We start from the raw sequence: 15,243 nt of genomic DNA, 5'->3' as shown, positions 1-15,243 counted from the left end.
GGGCCCAGCTACCCGAGCAGGGGGGGCGGGGCCGAGCTACCCGAGCAGGGAGGCGGGCCGCGCTACCCGGCCAGCTCCGCCAGCACCCGCAGCGTGTGCGGGTCGGGCGCCAGCACCAGCAGGTCGGTCACCGGCCCGGCGCGCCACGACTCCAGCCGCTCGGCGACCCTTTCGCGCGGGCCCACCAGCGAGATCTCGTCGGCGAAGGCGTCGGGCACGGCGCGCACCGCCTCCTCGCGCCGCCCCTCGGCGAACAGCGCCTGTACGCGCTCGGCTTCTTGCGCGTACCCCATCCGCGCCATCAGCTCCGCGTGGAAGTTGCGGCGCGCGTGCCCCATGCCGCCGACGTAGAAGCCGAGCATGGCCTTGACGGGCAGCAGGCCCTCGGCGACGTCGTCGCAGATCCTGGCCTGGGCCAGGGGCGCGACGAGGAACCCGGGTGGCGCCTGCGCGAGCGCGGCCTCGTAGACCGCGGCACGCGTCGGCGACCAGTACAGCGGCAGCCAGCCGTCGGCGATGCGCGCGGTCTGTGCGACGTTCTTGGGGCCTTCCGCGCCGAGCAGGACGGGCAGGTCGCCGCGGAGCGGATGGGTGATCGACCTGAGGGGTTTGCCCATGCCGGTGGAGCCGGGGCCCGTGTACGGGTGCGTGTGGTAGCGCCCCTCCAGCGTCACCGGGGCCTCGCGGCGCAGTACCTGGCGTACGACGTCCACGTACTCGCGCGTCAGGGTCAGGGGGGAGGAGGGGAAGGGGCGGCCGTACCAGCCCTCGACCACCTGGGGGCCGGACAGGCCGAGGCCGAGGTGCATGCGCCCGCCGCTGAGGTGGTCGAGGGTGAGGGCGTGCATGGCGGTGGCGGTGGGGGTGCGGGCCGCCATCTGTGCGACGGCCGTTCCCAGGCGGATGCGGGTGGTGTGGGCGGCGATCCAGGTCAGGGCCGTGAACGCGTCCGAGCCCCACGACTCGGCGGTCCACACCGAGTGGTAGCCCAGGTCCTCGGCTGCGCGGGCGAGTTCGAGGTGGCGGGGGTCGGGGCCGCGGCCCCAGTATCCGAGCGCCAGTCCGAGCCGCATCGCCGCCCCCTTCCGTCCGGCCACCCGCCAACTGACAAGGCGTCAGGTCGCCGGGGCAGCGTACGACAGCGGCCCCCCGCCCGGAAGGGCGAGGGGCCGTGGACCCGTGCGGGCGGCCCGGAGGCTCAGCCGCGCTGGATGTTCGAGGTGTCCTGCAGGATGCCGCGGCGGCCGTCCTGCGTCTGGGCGATGAGCGCCTGGCCGCGCTGCTCGACCGCCAGGTACCAGGTACCGGGGGCCAGTTCGGCGATCGGCTGCGGGGAGCCGTCCTCGGGGAAGAGCGGACGCGCCATGGGGACGGCGAACCAGAACGGCTGGAATCCGGCGTCCTGGGGGGCGCCCGCGGCGCCCTGCGCGCCCCCGTGCGGCTGGGCGGGCCCCGGCTGGCCCGGCTGCTGCCCCGCGCCCGGCTGGCCGTACTGCGGCTGCCCCGGCTGGCCGCCGTACGGGCCCGGCTGGCCGGCCTGCGGGCCGCCCGGGTAGCCGTAACCGCCGCCCTGCTGCGGGTAGCCGTAGGGCGCCGCACCCGCGCCGGCACCACCGGCACCGCCGGCGGGCACCAGCGGAGCCGCCAGCGCCGGAACGACCGGGGTGATGAGCGCCGCGGCAGCACCGATCAGCACCGCGATGAGCCCGAGGATGGCCCCGGCGCCCATGTCGGCGCCGTCAGGGGCGACGATGAACTCCCAGATCATGGACCACAGCGAGACCACGATCAGGCTCGCACCGAACTGCGGCAGGGTGAGGGCGCCGAACTTGCGGCCCTCCGGCAGGAAACGGCCACCGACCAGCGCAGCGGCGCCGAGGATCCCGGTCAGGAAGATCGAGGGCAGGATCAGCTGGAGCTTCTCCGTGTCCCAGGCGTTCGGTACCTCGTCGCACAGCGAACCGGAGCATTCGATGGAGAAGAAGTCGAGGAACGAAGCGATGAACAGCAGCACCGCTGCTCCTATCACCGCACCGTCGCCTCGCGTGAGCGAGCGGATGTTCACGTGGGGTCCTTAATCGGTCTGGTCATGGTTGAAGTCTGCCGGGGGTGAGCACCCCATCGTACGGATGAGACTACGGGCGGGCCCTCGGGGTTCGCTTCCCGGTTTCACGGTTTCCCCTCCCCGGCGTCGAGGAAAGCGGTGATCCCGTCGGTGACCCCGCGTGCCGCCTTTTCGCGCCACTTCGCTGACGTGAGGTTCGCCGCGTCGCGCGGATCACGCATGTTGCCGCATTCCAGGAAGACCTTGGGCACCTTACTCAGGTTGAGGCCCCCCAAGTCGCCCCTGGTGTCCAGGCCGTTGCCGTCACCAAGATAGTTGGCGGGCTGTTCGCCGGTGGCCTGCCGGAAAGCGTCGCGCAGATCGGTACCGAACCGTCGAGAAGGCGTGACGATGTCGCGCGTGTCCGCGGCCCCCTTGTGGACCGATGCGGGAAGAATCACATGGAAACCGCGGCTTCCGGCGGGTGCGCCGTCCGCATGGAGCGAAATGGCCGCGTCCGCTTGTGCCTGATTTCCCTTTTCCGCGCGTTCATCCACGCATGGGCCGTACGGCTCGTCGCCGTCGTGGGTGAACCTGACGGTGGCCCCGCGCTCCCGAAGCTGTGTGCGGACCCGGTGCGCCAGATCGAGAGTGAAGTCGGCCTCCGCGTAACCGGAATTGGTCGCGGTGCCCGTGGTGTCGCATTCCTTCTTCCCCGTGCCGATATCGACGCGCCGGGAAATGTTGCCTGGCTGGTCACGGTTGTGCGGATTGTGGCCGGGGTCGACGACGATCACCTTGCCGCGCAGCGGCTCGTCCGCCGGCTTCTCCCCTCCCCGCGCGTCGTCGCCCCGCTCTCCCCCCGCGCTGGGGGAGGGCGAGGCGGAGCGGTCCCCGGCCGTCGCGCTCGGCTTGCCGTCCTCGTCACCGTCCCCGCCGAACGCGCCGCATCCGGCGGCCCCCAGGCACACGAGCGCGGCGGTCACCGCCGCCGCCATCCGCTGTCCCGTCCGCCGCCGTCGCTTCACATAGCCTCCATTCGACACGGGCGTAGATGGTAGGCCCTCGCCCTCACGCCGCCTCGGGCGCGGTGGCCGCGGGCACACGGTGGGGAGCGTGGGGCCCGCGCAGGCGGGGGTACCGCGTTCAGCGCCGCCGCAGGACCCGCAGGGAACCCGTCGCGGGCCCCGGGACATAGTCGCCCGAGGCCAGGGCGCGCTCGTGGATGTGGTGCGGAGCCTGTCCGCCGTCCGCCGGGTCGGGGAAGACGTCGTGGATCACCAGCAGTCCGCCGGGTGCCAGGTGCGGGGTCCAGCCCTCGTAGTCGGCGCTCGCGTGCTCCTCCGTGTGGCCGCCGTCGATGAAGACCAGTCCCAGCGGCGTCCCCCACAGCGCGGCCACCCGCGGGGAGCGTCCGACCAGCGCGACCACGTGCTCCTCCAGGCCTGCCGCGTGCAGCGTGCGCCGGAAGGCGGGAAGGGTGTCCATCGCGCCCACGACCGGGTCGACGACCTCGGGGTCGTGGTACTCCCAGCCGGGCTGCTGCTCCTCGCTCCCGCGGTGGTGGTCGAGCGTGAGCGCCGTCACCCCGGCCTCCCGCGCCGCGTCCGCCAGCAGCAGCGTGGAGCGCCCGCAGTAGGTGCCCACCTCCAGCAGCGGCAGCCCCAGGGTCCCCGCCTCGGCGGCTGCCGCGTACAGCGCCAGTCCCTCGTCCCGCGGCATGAAGCCCTTCGCCGCCTCGAACGCGGCGAGCGTACGGGGCCGCGGAACGGCGACGCCGCCACCGGGGGCGGGAGAGGGCTGGTTCATCGGTGTTCCTTACCTGTCGTCGGCGCGCGCGCCCGCGCTTCGCCCGCACTTCGCCCGCGTTCCGGGCCGGTGCGCTACCGGTTCATGCTGCCCTACCGGCGTTCCCCACGCGGAGCCAGGTGCCGCCGGACCACTCGGCGGACGGGCCCCGCCCCGTTGCTGCGACTGCCGCCCGCCCCGGAGCCGTCCGCCCGGAGCCGCCCGCCCCGGCGCCGGCGTGCGCCTTCCCTCTTGGTGGAACGTGTTCTACTGTGCCCCGCATGGCCGACGGGAGCACCGGAAGCACCGGAAGTACAGGTGGCATCGGAACGACCCAGGACCAGCGGGACTTGGCCGCCTCCGTGCGGGGCTGGCTGACGCGCGCCGTCCCCGGCGAGGAGCGGCGGGCGGCACTGGAGGCCCCACCGGGCCGGGAGCGGCCGGCCTGGTGGAAGGGGCTCGCCGGGCAGGGGCTGTGCGGCATCCACCTGCCCGAGGACGCGGGCGGCGGGGGCGGTTCGCTGCTCGACCTGGCCGTCGTCGTGGAGGAGACCGGCAGGGCGGCGCTCCCGGGACCGTACCTGCCGCACGTCCTCGCCGCCGAACTCCTGCACACCGCCGGTGGCGTGGACACCGCGCTGCTCGGCGGGCTGGCCACCGGCGAGCGCGTCGCCGCGCTCGCCCTCGGCCCCGGCTCCCTCACCGCGGCGCCCGGGGACGGCGGAGGGCACGGCCCCCGCTACGTTCTCGACGGCACCGCCCCACCCGTCCTCGGCGGAGCCCAGGCCGACGTGCTGCTCCTCGCCGCGAGGGCCCCGTCCGGGGTCGTGTGGCTCACGGTCGACGCCGAAGCGCTCGACATCCGCCCGCACGAGAGCGCCGACCCCCTCCGCCCCACCGCCCAGGTCACCGCCCGCGGCCTGGAGGTGCCCGCGGTGCGCGCGCTCCCCCTCTCCGAGGCACGCGTACGCGACGTCGCCGCCGTCCTCTTCTCCGCCGAGGCGTGCGGTCTCGCCGCCTGGGCGCTGGCGACCGCGACCGAGCACGCCAGGACCCGCGAGCAGTTCGGGCGGCCCATCGGCCAGTTCCAGGCCGTCAAGCACCTGTGCGCCGACATGCTCGTCCGCCTCGAACAGGCCCGCGCCCTCACCTGGGACGCGGCCCGTGCCTCCCGCACGCCGGACGAGGGGGCGGCGGCCACGGCGGAGCCGGCCGGCGGCCGGCGCGGTGACGAGAGTGGTGAGGCGGTTCGCGCGCTGACGGCGGCGCTCGCCGCCTCGGCCGCGCTGGAGGCGGCCCACACCTGCGCCAAGGACTGTGTGCAGATCCTCGGAGGCGTCGGCTTCACCTGGGAGCACGACGCACACCTGTACCTGCGCCGCGCCGTGGTGGCCCGGCAGTTGCTGGGCACCGGCGCGGCGCACAGGCTCCGCGCGGCCCGGCTCGCGGGCGGGGGCGCCCGCCGCAGGCTGCGCATGCGGCTGCCGTCCGAGGCGGAGGGCTACCGCGCGCAGGCGCGCGAGGTGATCGCGCCGCTGCGGGGGCAGGACCCCGCGGCGGTCCGGCGCGCGCTGGCGCCGACCGGCTACGCGGCCCCGCACCTGCCGAAGCCGTACGGCCTCGGGGCTGGTCCTGTACAGCAGTTGGCGGTGCAGCGCGAGCTGGACGAGCACGGCGTGAAGGTCGCCGACCTCGGCATCGCCACCTGGGTCGTACCCTCTCTGCTCACCTACGGCACCGAGGCGCAGCGCGAGCGCCATCTGCTGCCGACGCTGAGCGGCGAGGTGCTGTGGTGCCAGCTCTTCTCCGAGCCGGAGGCGGGCTCCGACCTGGCCTCGCTGCGCACCCGCGCGGAGCGGACCGGGGACGGCGGCTGGCGGATCAACGGCCAGAAGGTGTGGACGTCGGCGGCCCAGTGGGCGCAGTGGGGCATTCTGCTGGCGCGCACGGACCCGGCGGCGCCCAAGCACGAGGGCCTGACCTTCTTCCTCGTCGACATGGCCAACACCCCAGGCGTCGACGTGCGCCCGCTGAGGGAGATCACGGGCGACGCGCTGTTCAACGAGGTGTGGTTCGACGACGCGGTACTGCCCGCCGACGCGGTGGTCGGGAAGGTGAACGACGGCTGGCGGGTGGCCCGGCACACCCTGGGCAACGAACGCGTCCACATGGCCGACCAGATCACCTTCGGTACGGGCCTCGAAGCCCTCCTCGCCCGGCTGGACCCGAGCAGCGGTGCGCAGGAGGGCGTCGACGACACCGTGCGGGAGCGGATCGGCGCGCTGGCGGCCGAGGCGCACGCGCTGGCCTGCATCGGGCTGCGCACCACACTCCAGCGGGTCGAGGGCCTGGACCCGGGCGCGGGCGCCAGCGTGCGCAAGCTCATCCAGACCCCGCACCAGCAGCGGATCGCGGAGCTGGCCCTCGAACTGCTCGGTGCGGGCGGCGCGGTGCGCGAGGGCGCGGGCGCGCGGGCCGTGCACGAGTTCCTGATGTCGCGCTGCCTGACCATCGCGGGCGGCACCACCCAGGTGCAGCTCAACGTGGTGGCCGAACGCCTGCTCGGCCTGGACCGCGATCCGGAGCCGCGCCCTGTGATCTGAGCTCGCGCGACGAGCTCGTCCGAACGCTTCCCCGAGACGCAAGGAGCGGCCATGACCGGCAAGGCGTTCGTCATCGGGGTCGGGATGACCCCGTTCGTCAAGCCAGAGACCCGCGAGTGGCAGTACTGGGACATGGCCAAGGAGGCGGGCGAAGCGGCGCTGAGCGACGCGGGCGTCCCCTACGACGCCGTCGAACAGGCCGCCGTCGGCCACTGCCACCAGCCCTCGACCGCGGCGCAGCGCGCCGTCTACGAACTCGGCCTCACCGGCATCCCCGTCTACAACGTCAACAACAACTGCGCCACAGGCTCCACCGCGCTGATGCTGGCCCGCCAGTTCGTGGCCTCCGGGCTCAACGACTGCGTCCTCGCGCTCGGCTTCGAGAAGATGAGGAAGGGCGCTCTGGGCGCGGGCGCCGACGGAGGCGACTTCGCCACCTCGCCCGTCGCCCGCCACTACGGCGTCATGGCGGCCGGGCATGGGCTCGCGAGGACCCCGCCCACCGCGCAGATCTTCGGTAACGCGGCCCGCGAGCACATGGAGCGGTACGGCACCACACGTGAGCAGCTCGCCGCCGTGGGCGAGAAGAACCACCGCCACTCGGCGGGCAACCCGCGCGCACAGTTCCGCGACGTCTACGAGCGGGACGAGATCCTCGGCGCCAAGGTCATCCACGATCCGCTGACCCGGCTCCAGTGCTCACCCACCTCCGACGGCTCGGCCGCCGCCCTCGTCGCCTCCGAACGCTTCGTGCGCGTAAGGGGCCTGTCGGACCGCGCCGTGGAGATCGCCGGGCAGGCCATGACGACCGACACGGAGGCCTCCTTCGCCACCGGCTCGTGCATCGACGTCGTCGGCCGACCCATGTCGCGGGCCGCCGCGCGCCAGGCGTACGAGGTCAGCGGGCTCGGCATCGAGGACGTCGACGTGATCGAGCTGCACGACTGCTTCTCGGTGAACGAACTGCTCACCTACGAGGCGCTGGGCATGTGCGCGGACGGCGACTCGGGGGAGCTGGTGGCATCGGGGGCGACGACCTACGGGGGCCGGTGGGTGGCCAACCCCTCCGGCGGGCTCATCTCCAAGGGGCACCCGCTCGGTGCGACGGGCCTCGCCCAGTGCGCCGAGCTCGTCTGGCAGTTGCGCGGCACCGCGGGGCCCCGCCAGGTGGCGGGCGCGCGCGTGGGCCTGGCCCACAACATCGGCCTGGGCGGAGCCGCGGTGGTGACGCTGCTGCGGCGTTGACCCCCCGGCCTCCGCCTGTCGGCACCTTCGCCGGGGCGGAAAACAGCGGGGGAGGGGCCGGAGAAAATGACACACTTGCGCGCATGCCCCTCACCGCGCCCCGCCTCTGGGCGGTCGTCCTGGCCGCCTGCGCAGGCCAGTTCCTCGTCGTGCTGGACGTGTCCGTCGTCAACGTCGCCCTGCCCTCGATGCGCGAGACCCTCGCGCTGTCCGAGACGGGCCTCCAGTGGGTCGTGAACGCCTACACCCTCACCTTCTCCGGGCTGATGCTGCTCGGCGGCCGGGCCGCCGACCTGTTCGGGCGCAAGAAGGTCTTCCTGACGGGGCTGGCCCTCTTCACGGCGGCGAGCCTGGCCGGCGGCCTCGCGCAGGAGCCGTGGCACCTGCTGGCGGCCCGCGGCATCCAGGGCATGGGAGCCGCGATCCTGGCCCCCGCCACGCTGACGCTGCTGACGACGTCCGTTCCCGAGGGCCCGGCCAGGACGAAGGCGATCGCCACGTGGTCGGCGGTGGGCGCGGGCGGCGGCGCCGCGGGCGGGCTCGTGGGCGGCGTGCTCACCGACGCGCTGTCCTGGCGCTGGGTGCTGCTGATCAACGTGCCCATCGGCGCGCTGGTCGTCGCGGCGGCAGCGGTCTGGCTCACGGAGAGCCGTGAGGACTCCGTGCGCCGCCTCGACATGCCCGGCGCGCTGCTGGTCACGCTGGGCCTGGGCGCGGTGGCGTACGGCATCGTGCGGACCGACAGCGCCGGCTGGGCGGCGCCGAGTGCGCTGGGGCCGCTGGTGGCGGGGCTGGTGCTGCTGGGGCTGTTCGTCCTGGTGGAGGCGCGGTCGCCCGAGCCGCTGGTGCCGCTGCGGCTCTTCCGCAACCGGGCCGTCTCCGCCGCGAACGCGGCCATCTTCATCAACGGCCTGGCCATGTTCGCCATGTGGTACTTCCTGTCGCTGTACACCCAGAACGTGCTCGGCTACACGCCGCTCCAGGCGGGCTTCGCGCTGATCCCGCACTCGTTGACGATCGTGCTGGGCTCCCAGATGGCGCCGCTGCTGATGGCGCGGGTGGGCGAGCGGTATCTGGCGGTGGCCGGCTCGGCGATGGCCGCTCTCGGCTACCTGTGGCAGGGCACCATGGACGCGCAGGGCGGTTACGTGACGACGATCCTGGGGCCCGGCGTGGTGATGGCGCTCGGCGCGGGGCTGGCCGCGACGCCGCTGGCGACAATCGCCACGGCGACCGACGAGCCGGGCGAGGCGGGCCTGTTGTCCGGGCTGTTCGGCACGGGCCGCACGATGGGCGGGGCGCTGGGACTGGCCGTGCTGTCCACGGTCGCCGCGGCCCGCACCGACTCACGGCACGACGCCGCGTCCCTCGCCGCCGGTTACGGCATGGCCTTCTCCGTCGGGGCCGTTCTGCTGGCCGCGTGCACGCTGTTCATGCTGGCGGCCCTGCCCAGGGCGGTGAAGAGGGCCACCGCCGTGCCGGAGCGGGAGCCCGACCCGGCGCCCGAACTCCCCTGAGGCGCCGCGCACGCACCTGCTCGCCACCGCTCGGCGCGGCGGGGCCGCCTCACGGCCGGCCGTTGCGGCGGGTCGCCCCAGAGCCGGCCGTTCTGCGGCCCGCTTCACAGCCAGCCGTTCTGGCGGGCCGCGCGGACGGCCTCCATGCGGTTGCGGGTGGAGGTCTTGCCGATGGCGGCGGACAGGTAGTTGCGTACGGTCGCCCCCGACAGGTGGAGCCGTGCGGCGATGTCGGCGACGGTCGACCCGTCGGCCGCGGCGGACAGCACCTCGCACTCGCGCCGGGTCAGCGGGTTGGGCCCGGCGCTGAGCGCGGCGGCAGCCAGCGTCGGGTCGATCACGCGTTCGCCGGCCAGGGCTCTGCGGATCGCTCCGGCCAGCTCCTCGACGGGGCCGTCCTTGACGAGGAAGCCGCCCGCCCCCGCCTCCATGGCACGGCGCAGATAGCCGGGCCGCCCGAACGTGGTCAGGATGAGCACCGTGCAGGAGGGCAGCCTCTCGTGCAGTTCGGCAGCCGCGTCCAGCCCGCTGCGGCCCGGCAGTTCGATGTCGAGCAGCGCGACGTCGGGTTCCGCCTCCAGCGCGGTGGAGACGATCTCGTCGCCGGAGGCGACCTGGGCGACGACCTCCATGTCCTCCTCCAGGTCGAGCAGCAGGGCGAGCGCGCCGCGCATCATGCCCTGGTCCTCCGCCAGCAGGACCCTGGTCACCGTGCCGTCCTCTCCTCGGCCGTGGTCTCGGCCGTCTCGGTGTCCACGGGCAGTTCGGCCACCACCCGGAAGCCGCGCCGCCCGTCGGGCCGGCCGTCGAGGGTGCCGCCCGCCGCTGCCAGCCGCTCGGCCAGCCCCTTCAGTCCGGTACCGGCCCGCGGGCCCGCGGCGGTCCGCAGGCGGGGGGCGGCCCACCGCGCGTCACCGGAGCGTACGCGAGAGGCCGACGCACCGGACCCGCAGCCCTCCGCGCTTCCCTCGCCGAAGGATTCGCAATCCTCGCCGCCGGGCTCGCAATCCTCGCCGCCGGGCTCGCAGTCCTCGCCGCCGGGCCCGCAGCCCTTCGCTCCGGGCCCGCACGCGCCCGGTGCGGGGCCGCGTCCGTCGTCGGTGACCGTCACGCGTACCAGGTCCGCCACCGTCCGCACCTCGATCTCGCAGCGGCCGGCTCCGCTGTGCCGCACCGTGTTGGTGACGCACTCGCGGACCACCCAGCCCAGCAGCGCCTCGGTCTGCGGAGGCAGGGGCGGGCCCGACCAGCGCACCTGGTGGTCGATGGCGGCTGCTTCCAGCACGGAGCGGGCCCGCTCCAGTTCGGTGGCCAGGCTGCCCTCGCGGTAGCCGCTGACCGCCTCGCGGATCTCGGTGAGGGCCTGCCTGCCGACGGCCTCGATGTCGGCGGCCTGGGCGAGCGCGGCGTCCAGGTCGCGGGCGCCCAGGCGGCGGACGGCCTCCGCCTTGACGACGACCACCGAGAGGGTGTGGCCGAGCAGGTCGTGCAGGTCGCGGGAGAAGCGCAGCCGCTCGCGCTCCACGGCGGTCCGCGCCAGTTCCTGCCGGGTGGCCTCCAGTTGCCGCACGGTGTCGAAGAGCCCCAGCACCGCGGCGGTCACCATGCCGGAGACGAACGTGCCGTAGCCGATGCCCATGGCGCTGTGGATCTCGCCGTGGCCGTGGTCCCAGCCGGTGACGAACCCGGCGGTGCCGCTCAGCGCGATCAGCCACACGCCCAGGGGTTTGCCGCGCATCTGCCGCACGGCGCCGGAGGCGAGGGAGAGCAGGGGGAAGAACATCGTCCATGCCCCGCCGTAGCCGACGGCCACGGCGAAGGTGACCACCGTGAGTCCGGCGAGCCCGTACAGCGGGAGGTGCCCGTCGCGGCGGCGGGGGTCGAAGGCGGTGAAGACGACGAGGATGTAGAGGCTGTTGAAGGCCAGCAGCGCGGCCCCGCCGAGCCAGGGGTTGCCCGCCTCTCCCTGGATCACGTGGGAGAAGGCGCCCAGGCCCATCAGGAGCCAGGGCAAGAAGGTGTACTTGCCGGGTCCCTTGCCCTGCGCTGCCCGCTCCCGGTGCCGCTCGGGTGCGGGAGCGGCCGGTGCTCCGGGCCGCGCTGCCGGTGTGCCTGCGGCTGTCGTCATGGCGACGACGGTACGGCGCCGGGCGGGGGGCGGTGCAGGTCCGGATGTGGGCGGCCGACCAGGACGAATGTCACGGCCGGACCGGGAGCCCGCCGCGGCTGACGGGGCATCAGGTCTTCCCATGTGCGGGACCCTGCGTTATACAGGTAGCCCCGGATTGGTTAGAACGTGTTCTCGTTCCGGCCGGTCCCGAAGCGGCCTGGCCCGGCCGGCGGTGCGGACGACCGGGCCAGGACCTCGCCGAGAGCAGCCCGAAGCACGCAAGGAGCCCGCCACCCCATGCCCATCGACGCAACCCAGGCCCTCGCGGCCGAACCCCGCAGCACCGAGATCTCCTGGGACCACAAGGACGTCCAGCTCTACCACCTCGGCCTCGGCGCCGGCGTGCCCGCCACGGAACCGGCCGAGCTGCGCTACACGCTGGAGAGCAAGCTGCACGTCCTGCCCTCGTTCGCCACCGTCGCGGGCGCCGGCATGGGCGTCGTCGGCGGCCTGTCCGCACCCGGCATCGAGGTCGACCTGGCGGCGGTGCTGCACGGCACCCAGTCCGTCGTCACCCACCGCCCGATCCCCGTGGGCGGGCGCGCCACCTCCACCTCGCGGGTCGCCGACCTCTACGACAAGGGCAAGGCCGCCGTCCTCGTCCTGCGCACCGACGTCACCGACGAGGAAGGACCGCTGTGGACCAGTGAGGCCCAGCTGTTCGTCCGCGGCGAGGGCGGCTTCGGCGGCAAGCGCGGCCCCTCGGCCCGCATGGAGCTTCCCGAGCGGGACCCCGACCACCTCACCGACCGCCCCATCCGCGAGGAGCAGGCGCTGCTCTACCGCCTCTCCGGGGACTGGAACCCGCTGCACGCCGACCCCGACTTCGCCCGGCTGGCCGGGTTCGAGCGGCCCATCCTGCACGGGCTGTGCTCGTACGGGATGGCGTTGAAGGCCGTGGTCGACGAGGTGCTCGGCGGGGACGTCACCCGGGTCTCCTCCTACGCGGTCAGGTTCGCCGGGGTCGTCTACCCGGGGGAGACCCTGCGGGTGCGCGTGTGGCGCCTGGACGCGTCGCGCCTCCAGTTGACGGCCACGGCGGCCGAGCGGGACGACGCGGCCGTGCTGGGGGACGCCGTGGTCACCCACACCTGAGCCGGTGCCCCTACCCCTGAGAAGGAGTCCGAGATGCGCGCAGCCGTACTGCACGAGACCGGTCAGGACAAGCTGGAGGTCGTCGACGACATCGAGCCGGCCGGGTTCGGACCCGGCAAGGTACGCGTCCGCATCCGGGCCACCGGGCTGTGCCACTCCGACCTGTCCGCGATGAACGGCACCCTCCCGCAGCCCGCCCCGTTCGTGCCGGGGCACGAGGGCGCCGGCGAGGTGCTGGAGGTGGGGGAGGGCGTCACCCATGTGCGGCCAGGCGACCGGGTCCTGGTGTGCTGGCTGCCCGCCTGCCACACCTGCCCCTCGTGCCGGCGCGGTCAGCGGCACCTGTGCCTGACCGGTTTCCTGAACGCGGGTACCGCCAACTTCCGCCGCACCGCGAGCGGCGCCGACGTCTTCGGTTTCGCCGGCACCGGCACCTTCGCCGAGGAGGCCGTCTTCGACGCGCCGTGCGCGGTGCCGATCCCCGACGACGTGCCCTTCGAGATCGCCGCTCTGATCGGCTGCGGTGTCACCACGGGGCTGGGTGCCGCGTTCAACACCGCGCGCGTCGAGGCGGGTTCGTCGGTGGCCGTCATCGGCTGCGGCGGTGTCGGCATCAGCGCGATCCAGGGGGCGCGGGCGTGCGGCGCCGCGCAGATCGTCGCCGTCGATCCCGTCGCCTCCCGCCGCGAGGCGGCGCTGCGGTTCGGCGCCACCGAGGCCGTCGCCCCGGACGAGCTGGCCGAGGCGAAGCAGCGCCTGACGGGCGACGAGGGCTTCGACTACGTCTTCGAGGTGGTCGGCAGGTCGGCGACGGCCCGTACCGCCTACGAGACCACCCGGCGCGGCGGCACCCTGTGCGTGGTCGGCGCGGGCGCCATGGACGACCAGCTCCAGTTCAACATGTTCGAGCTGTTCTTCGACGAGAAGCGCATCCTGCCCTCCCTCTACGGCGGTGGCGACGTGCTGCGCTCCTACGACCGTGCGGTGGCGCTGTGGCGAGCGGGCCGCATCGACCTGGAGGGGCTGATCACCCACCGGGTGAGCCTCGGCGAGATCAACGAGGCCATCGGACAGATGCGCACCGGTGAGGCACTGCGCACCAGCATCTCGCTCTGACGGCCACCGCGAGCGACGTGGAGAGGACGGGTATGTCAGTGGCGGGTTGTTTGCAGGGCAAGACCGCGATCGTCACCGGTGCGGGGCGCGGCCTGGGCCGCGCCGAGGCGCTTCAGCTGGCCCGCCTCGGGGCCCGGGTCGTCGTCAACGACTTCGGGCGGCCCGGCAGGGACGGGAGCGGCGAGGCCTCGGCCGGGCCCGCGGAGCGGGTTGCCGGCGAGATCCGCGCGGCGGGCGGCGAGGCCGTCGCCCACCGGGGCGACGTGGCCGACTTCCGTCAGGCCGAGGAACTGGTGCGGCTGGCCGTCGACACCTACGGATCGCTGGAGATCCTGGTCAACAACGCCGGCATCCTGCGGGACCGGATGGTCTTCTCGATGAGTGAGGACGAGTGGGACTCGGTCGTCCGCGTCCACCTCAAGGGGCACTTCAACACCACGCGCTTCGCCGCGGCGCACTGGCGCGAGAGGTCCAAGGCCGCCGGCGGCCCGGTCTACGGGCGGATCGTCAACACCTCCTCCGAGGCGTTCGTCGCGGGCTCGGCGGGCCAGCCCAACTACGCGGCGGCCAAGGGCGGCATCGTCGGCCTCACCACCTCGACGGCGGGCGCGCTGGCCAAGTACGGGGTGACGGCGAACGCCATCTGCCCCCGGGCACGCACCCGGATGACCGAGGACGTCTTCGCCGGCTTCGAGGTGCCCGCCGAGGGGCTCGACCCGCTGGCGCCCGAACACGTCTCCCCGCTGGTGGGCTACCTGGCCTCCCCGGCGGCCTCCCGCGTCAGCGGCCAGCTCCTGGTGGTGCACGGCGGCATGGTGGCGCTGCTGGAGAGGCCGAAGGTGGCGGCGAAGTTCGACACGGACAAGGAGGTCTTCACCGTGGAGGAACTGGACCGGAAGCTGACCCCCTTCTTCGGCGCGCGCTCCCCGCAGGAGACCTTCGCGGCGGGCGAGGTGCTCGGCCTCACGAAGGACTGAACACCCGGGAGGGCGGGGTACGGCGAAGCCCCGGACGCCGTGGGTCGGGCGGGCGGCCGGGGCTTCGCCGTGCCGTGCGGCGGACATCGCCGCGCGGCACAGGTCACTACGCGGTTTCGGGACGGCGGTGGCGTCCCTGCGCGGGTACGGTCTGTTCCTCTCGTGCGGCGGCTTCCCCCCTGTGCTTCCCCCGGTGAGTCCCCTCGCCGGCCGTCTGCGTGTCGCTCGGCGTCTCGGTCTGGGTGTCGGACATCGTGATGTCACTCCGTCAATCGCTTGCTGCCGTCGTACCCGGCGGAGTTTAACGACCACGAGCAGACGACTTCAGGCCGTTTCAGCCGCTGGTCACGCCGTGCCGCTGGGCAGCGGAGCCTGCTGGAGCGGCACCGGTTTCCGCGCCGTTGCCCCCACGGCCCCGAACGACCCCGTGCCGCCTGCGGAAACGGCGCGGCGGACCAGGGAACCCAGCAGTCCGGAGGGCGGCCCTCCGTGACCGTGATGTTGTAGACCCGTGACGTCACCTCCCGGGAACCCACCGCCCGGCCCGAAGGCCCGCGGCCCGGCCTGCCGCGGTGGCTCGGCCGGCTCAGGGGACGGCGCCTCACGCGCCGGTTCCGCCGCCGGAGGCGGGGACTTCGGCGGGGACGCGGACGACGGCGGCGAGGGCGAACCCGGGGCGSGAGACGGT

Annotated in this window: 12 protein-coding genes; 6 read left to right on the top strand and 6 right to left on the bottom strand. The window is 74.0% G+C overall.

What is annotated here, in order from left to right:
- Positions 1 to 62: 62 nt before the first annotated feature.
- From AB8Z75_RS21525 to AB8Z75_RS21510, 4 genes are all read right to left on the bottom strand, one after another.
- On the bottom strand, positions 63 to 1,073 hold the full coding sequence (locus tag AB8Z75_RS21525) for an LLM class F420-dependent oxidoreductase (RefSeq protein ID WP_369204433.1): 1,011 nt from the start codon (positions 1,071 to 1,073) through the stop codon (positions 63 to 65).
- A 125-nt stretch (positions 1,074 to 1,198) separates the two neighbouring features.
- Positions 1,199 to 2,065, bottom strand: coding sequence for a DUF5336 domain-containing protein (locus AB8Z75_RS21520; protein ID WP_369204431.1), 867 nt, complete (start codon positions 2,063 to 2,065; stop codon positions 1,199 to 1,201).
- A 104-nt stretch (positions 2,066 to 2,169) separates the two neighbouring features.
- Positions 2,170 to 3,042, bottom strand: a complete 873-nt coding sequence (locus tag AB8Z75_RS21515) for an N-acetylmuramoyl-L-alanine amidase (RefSeq protein ID WP_369204437.1) — start codon at positions 3,040 to 3,042, stop codon at positions 2,170 to 2,172.
- 148 nt (positions 3,043 to 3,190) lie between these two features.
- Positions 3,191 to 3,853, bottom strand: a complete 663-nt coding sequence (locus AB8Z75_RS21510; RefSeq protein ID WP_369204429.1) for a class I SAM-dependent methyltransferase — start codon at positions 3,851 to 3,853, stop codon at positions 3,191 to 3,193.
- A 260-nt stretch (positions 3,854 to 4,113) separates the two neighbouring features.
- Here AB8Z75_RS21510 and AB8Z75_RS21505 point away from each other — a divergent pair, with 260 nt between their 5' ends.
- The 3 genes from AB8Z75_RS21505 to AB8Z75_RS21495 all read left to right on the top strand — a co-directional run bounded on the left by AB8Z75_RS21505 (position 4,114) and on the right by AB8Z75_RS21495 (position 9,197).
- A complete protein-coding gene (locus AB8Z75_RS21505) occupies positions 4,114 to 6,435 on the top strand; it encodes an acyl-CoA dehydrogenase (protein WP_369204427.1) in 2,322 nt (773 codons plus the stop codon).
- 51 nt (positions 6,436 to 6,486) lie between these two features.
- On the top strand, positions 6,487 to 7,680 hold the full coding sequence (locus tag AB8Z75_RS21500; RefSeq protein WP_369204425.1) for a lipid-transfer protein: 1,194 nt from the start codon (positions 6,487 to 6,489) through the stop codon (positions 7,678 to 7,680).
- Between the two features lie 83 nt (positions 7,681 to 7,763).
- Positions 7,764 to 9,197: an MFS transporter gene (locus AB8Z75_RS21495; protein WP_369204423.1), complete on the top strand. Its 1,434-nt coding sequence runs from the start codon at positions 7,764 to 7,766 to the stop codon at positions 9,195 to 9,197.
- A gap of 104 nt (positions 9,198 to 9,301) precedes the next feature.
- Here the strand turns inward: AB8Z75_RS21495 and AB8Z75_RS21490 are convergent, their stop codons facing one another.
- Entirely contained in the window at positions 9,302 to 9,907 is a 606-nt protein-coding gene (locus tag AB8Z75_RS21490) for a response regulator (RefSeq protein ID WP_369204421.1), read from the bottom strand.
- Positions 9,904 to 11,196, bottom strand: a complete 1,293-nt coding sequence (locus tag AB8Z75_RS21485; protein ID WP_369204435.1) for a sensor histidine kinase — start codon at positions 11,194 to 11,196, stop codon at positions 9,904 to 9,906. The genes AB8Z75_RS21490 and AB8Z75_RS21485 overlap by 4 nt, the downstream gene beginning before the upstream one ends.
- A 408-nt stretch (positions 11,197 to 11,604) precedes the next feature.
- Between AB8Z75_RS21485 and AB8Z75_RS21480 the strand changes: the two genes are divergently transcribed.
- Genes AB8Z75_RS21480 through AB8Z75_RS21470 form a run of 3 tightly spaced genes read left to right on the top strand, consistent with a single transcriptional unit; the run spans position 11,605 to position 14,555 of the window.
- The gene (locus AB8Z75_RS21480) at positions 11,605 to 12,462 is read left to right on the top strand and encodes a MaoC/PaaZ C-terminal domain-containing protein (RefSeq protein WP_369204419.1); all 858 of its coding nucleotides are present in this window, start codon (positions 11,605 to 11,607) and stop codon (positions 12,460 to 12,462) included.
- 33 nt (positions 12,463 to 12,495) lie between these two features.
- Complete coding sequence (locus tag AB8Z75_RS21475) at positions 12,496 to 13,578, top strand: Zn-dependent alcohol dehydrogenase (protein ID WP_369204417.1); 1,083 nt, start codon at positions 12,496 to 12,498, stop codon at positions 13,576 to 13,578.
- 32 nt (positions 13,579 to 13,610) lie between these two features.
- Positions 13,611 to 14,555 (top strand): 3-oxoacyl-ACP reductase, encoded by a 945-nt coding sequence (locus AB8Z75_RS21470; protein WP_369204415.1) that lies wholly within the window; start codon positions 13,611 to 13,613, stop codon positions 14,553 to 14,555.
- The last annotated feature ends 688 nt before the right edge of the window (positions 14,556 to 15,243 follow it).

The sequence above is a fragment of the Streptomyces sp. PU-14G genome (genome assembly GCF_041028275.1).
Lineage (GTDB): Bacteria > Actinomycetota > Actinomycetes > Streptomycetales > Streptomycetaceae > Streptomyces.
The sequence above is the reverse complement of the archived record's forward strand: the minus strand, read 5'-3'. Positions and strand labels throughout refer to the sequence as shown.

Excerpts from the sequence above, each read along its gene's own strand:
- AB8Z75_RS21510 (WP_369204429.1), bottom strand. The coding sequence starts at position 3,853 with ATGAACCAGCCCTCTCCCGCCCCCGGTGGCGGCGTCGCCGTTCCGCGG.
- AB8Z75_RS21525 (WP_369204433.1), bottom strand. The coding sequence starts at position 1,073 with ATGCGGCTCGGACTGGCGCTCGGATACTGGGGCCGCGGCCCCGACCCC.
- AB8Z75_RS21515 (WP_369204437.1), bottom strand. The coding sequence starts at position 3,042 with ATGGCGGCGGCGGTGACCGCCGCGCTCGTGTGCCTGGGGGCCGCCGGA.
- AB8Z75_RS21500 (WP_369204425.1), top strand. The coding sequence starts at position 6,487 with ATGACCGGCAAGGCGTTCGTCATCGGGGTCGGGATGACCCCGTTCGTC.
- AB8Z75_RS21475 (WP_369204417.1), top strand. The coding sequence starts at position 12,496 with ATGCGCGCAGCCGTACTGCACGAGACCGGTCAGGACAAGCTGGAGGTC.
- AB8Z75_RS21495 (WP_369204423.1), top strand. The coding sequence starts at position 7,764 with ATGCCCCTCACCGCGCCCCGCCTCTGGGCGGTCGTCCTGGCCGCCTGC.
- AB8Z75_RS21470 (WP_369204415.1), top strand. The coding sequence starts at position 13,611 with ATGTCAGTGGCGGGTTGTTTGCAGGGCAAGACCGCGATCGTCACCGGT.
- AB8Z75_RS21485 (WP_369204435.1), bottom strand. The coding sequence starts at position 11,196 with ATGGGCCTGGGCGCCTTCTCCCACGTGATCCAGGGAGAGGCGGGCAAC.
- AB8Z75_RS21505 (WP_369204427.1), top strand. The coding sequence starts at position 4,114 with ATGGCCGACGGGAGCACCGGAAGCACCGGAAGTACAGGTGGCATCGGA.
- AB8Z75_RS21480 (WP_369204419.1), top strand. The coding sequence starts at position 11,605 with ATGCCCATCGACGCAACCCAGGCCCTCGCGGCCGAACCCCGCAGCACC.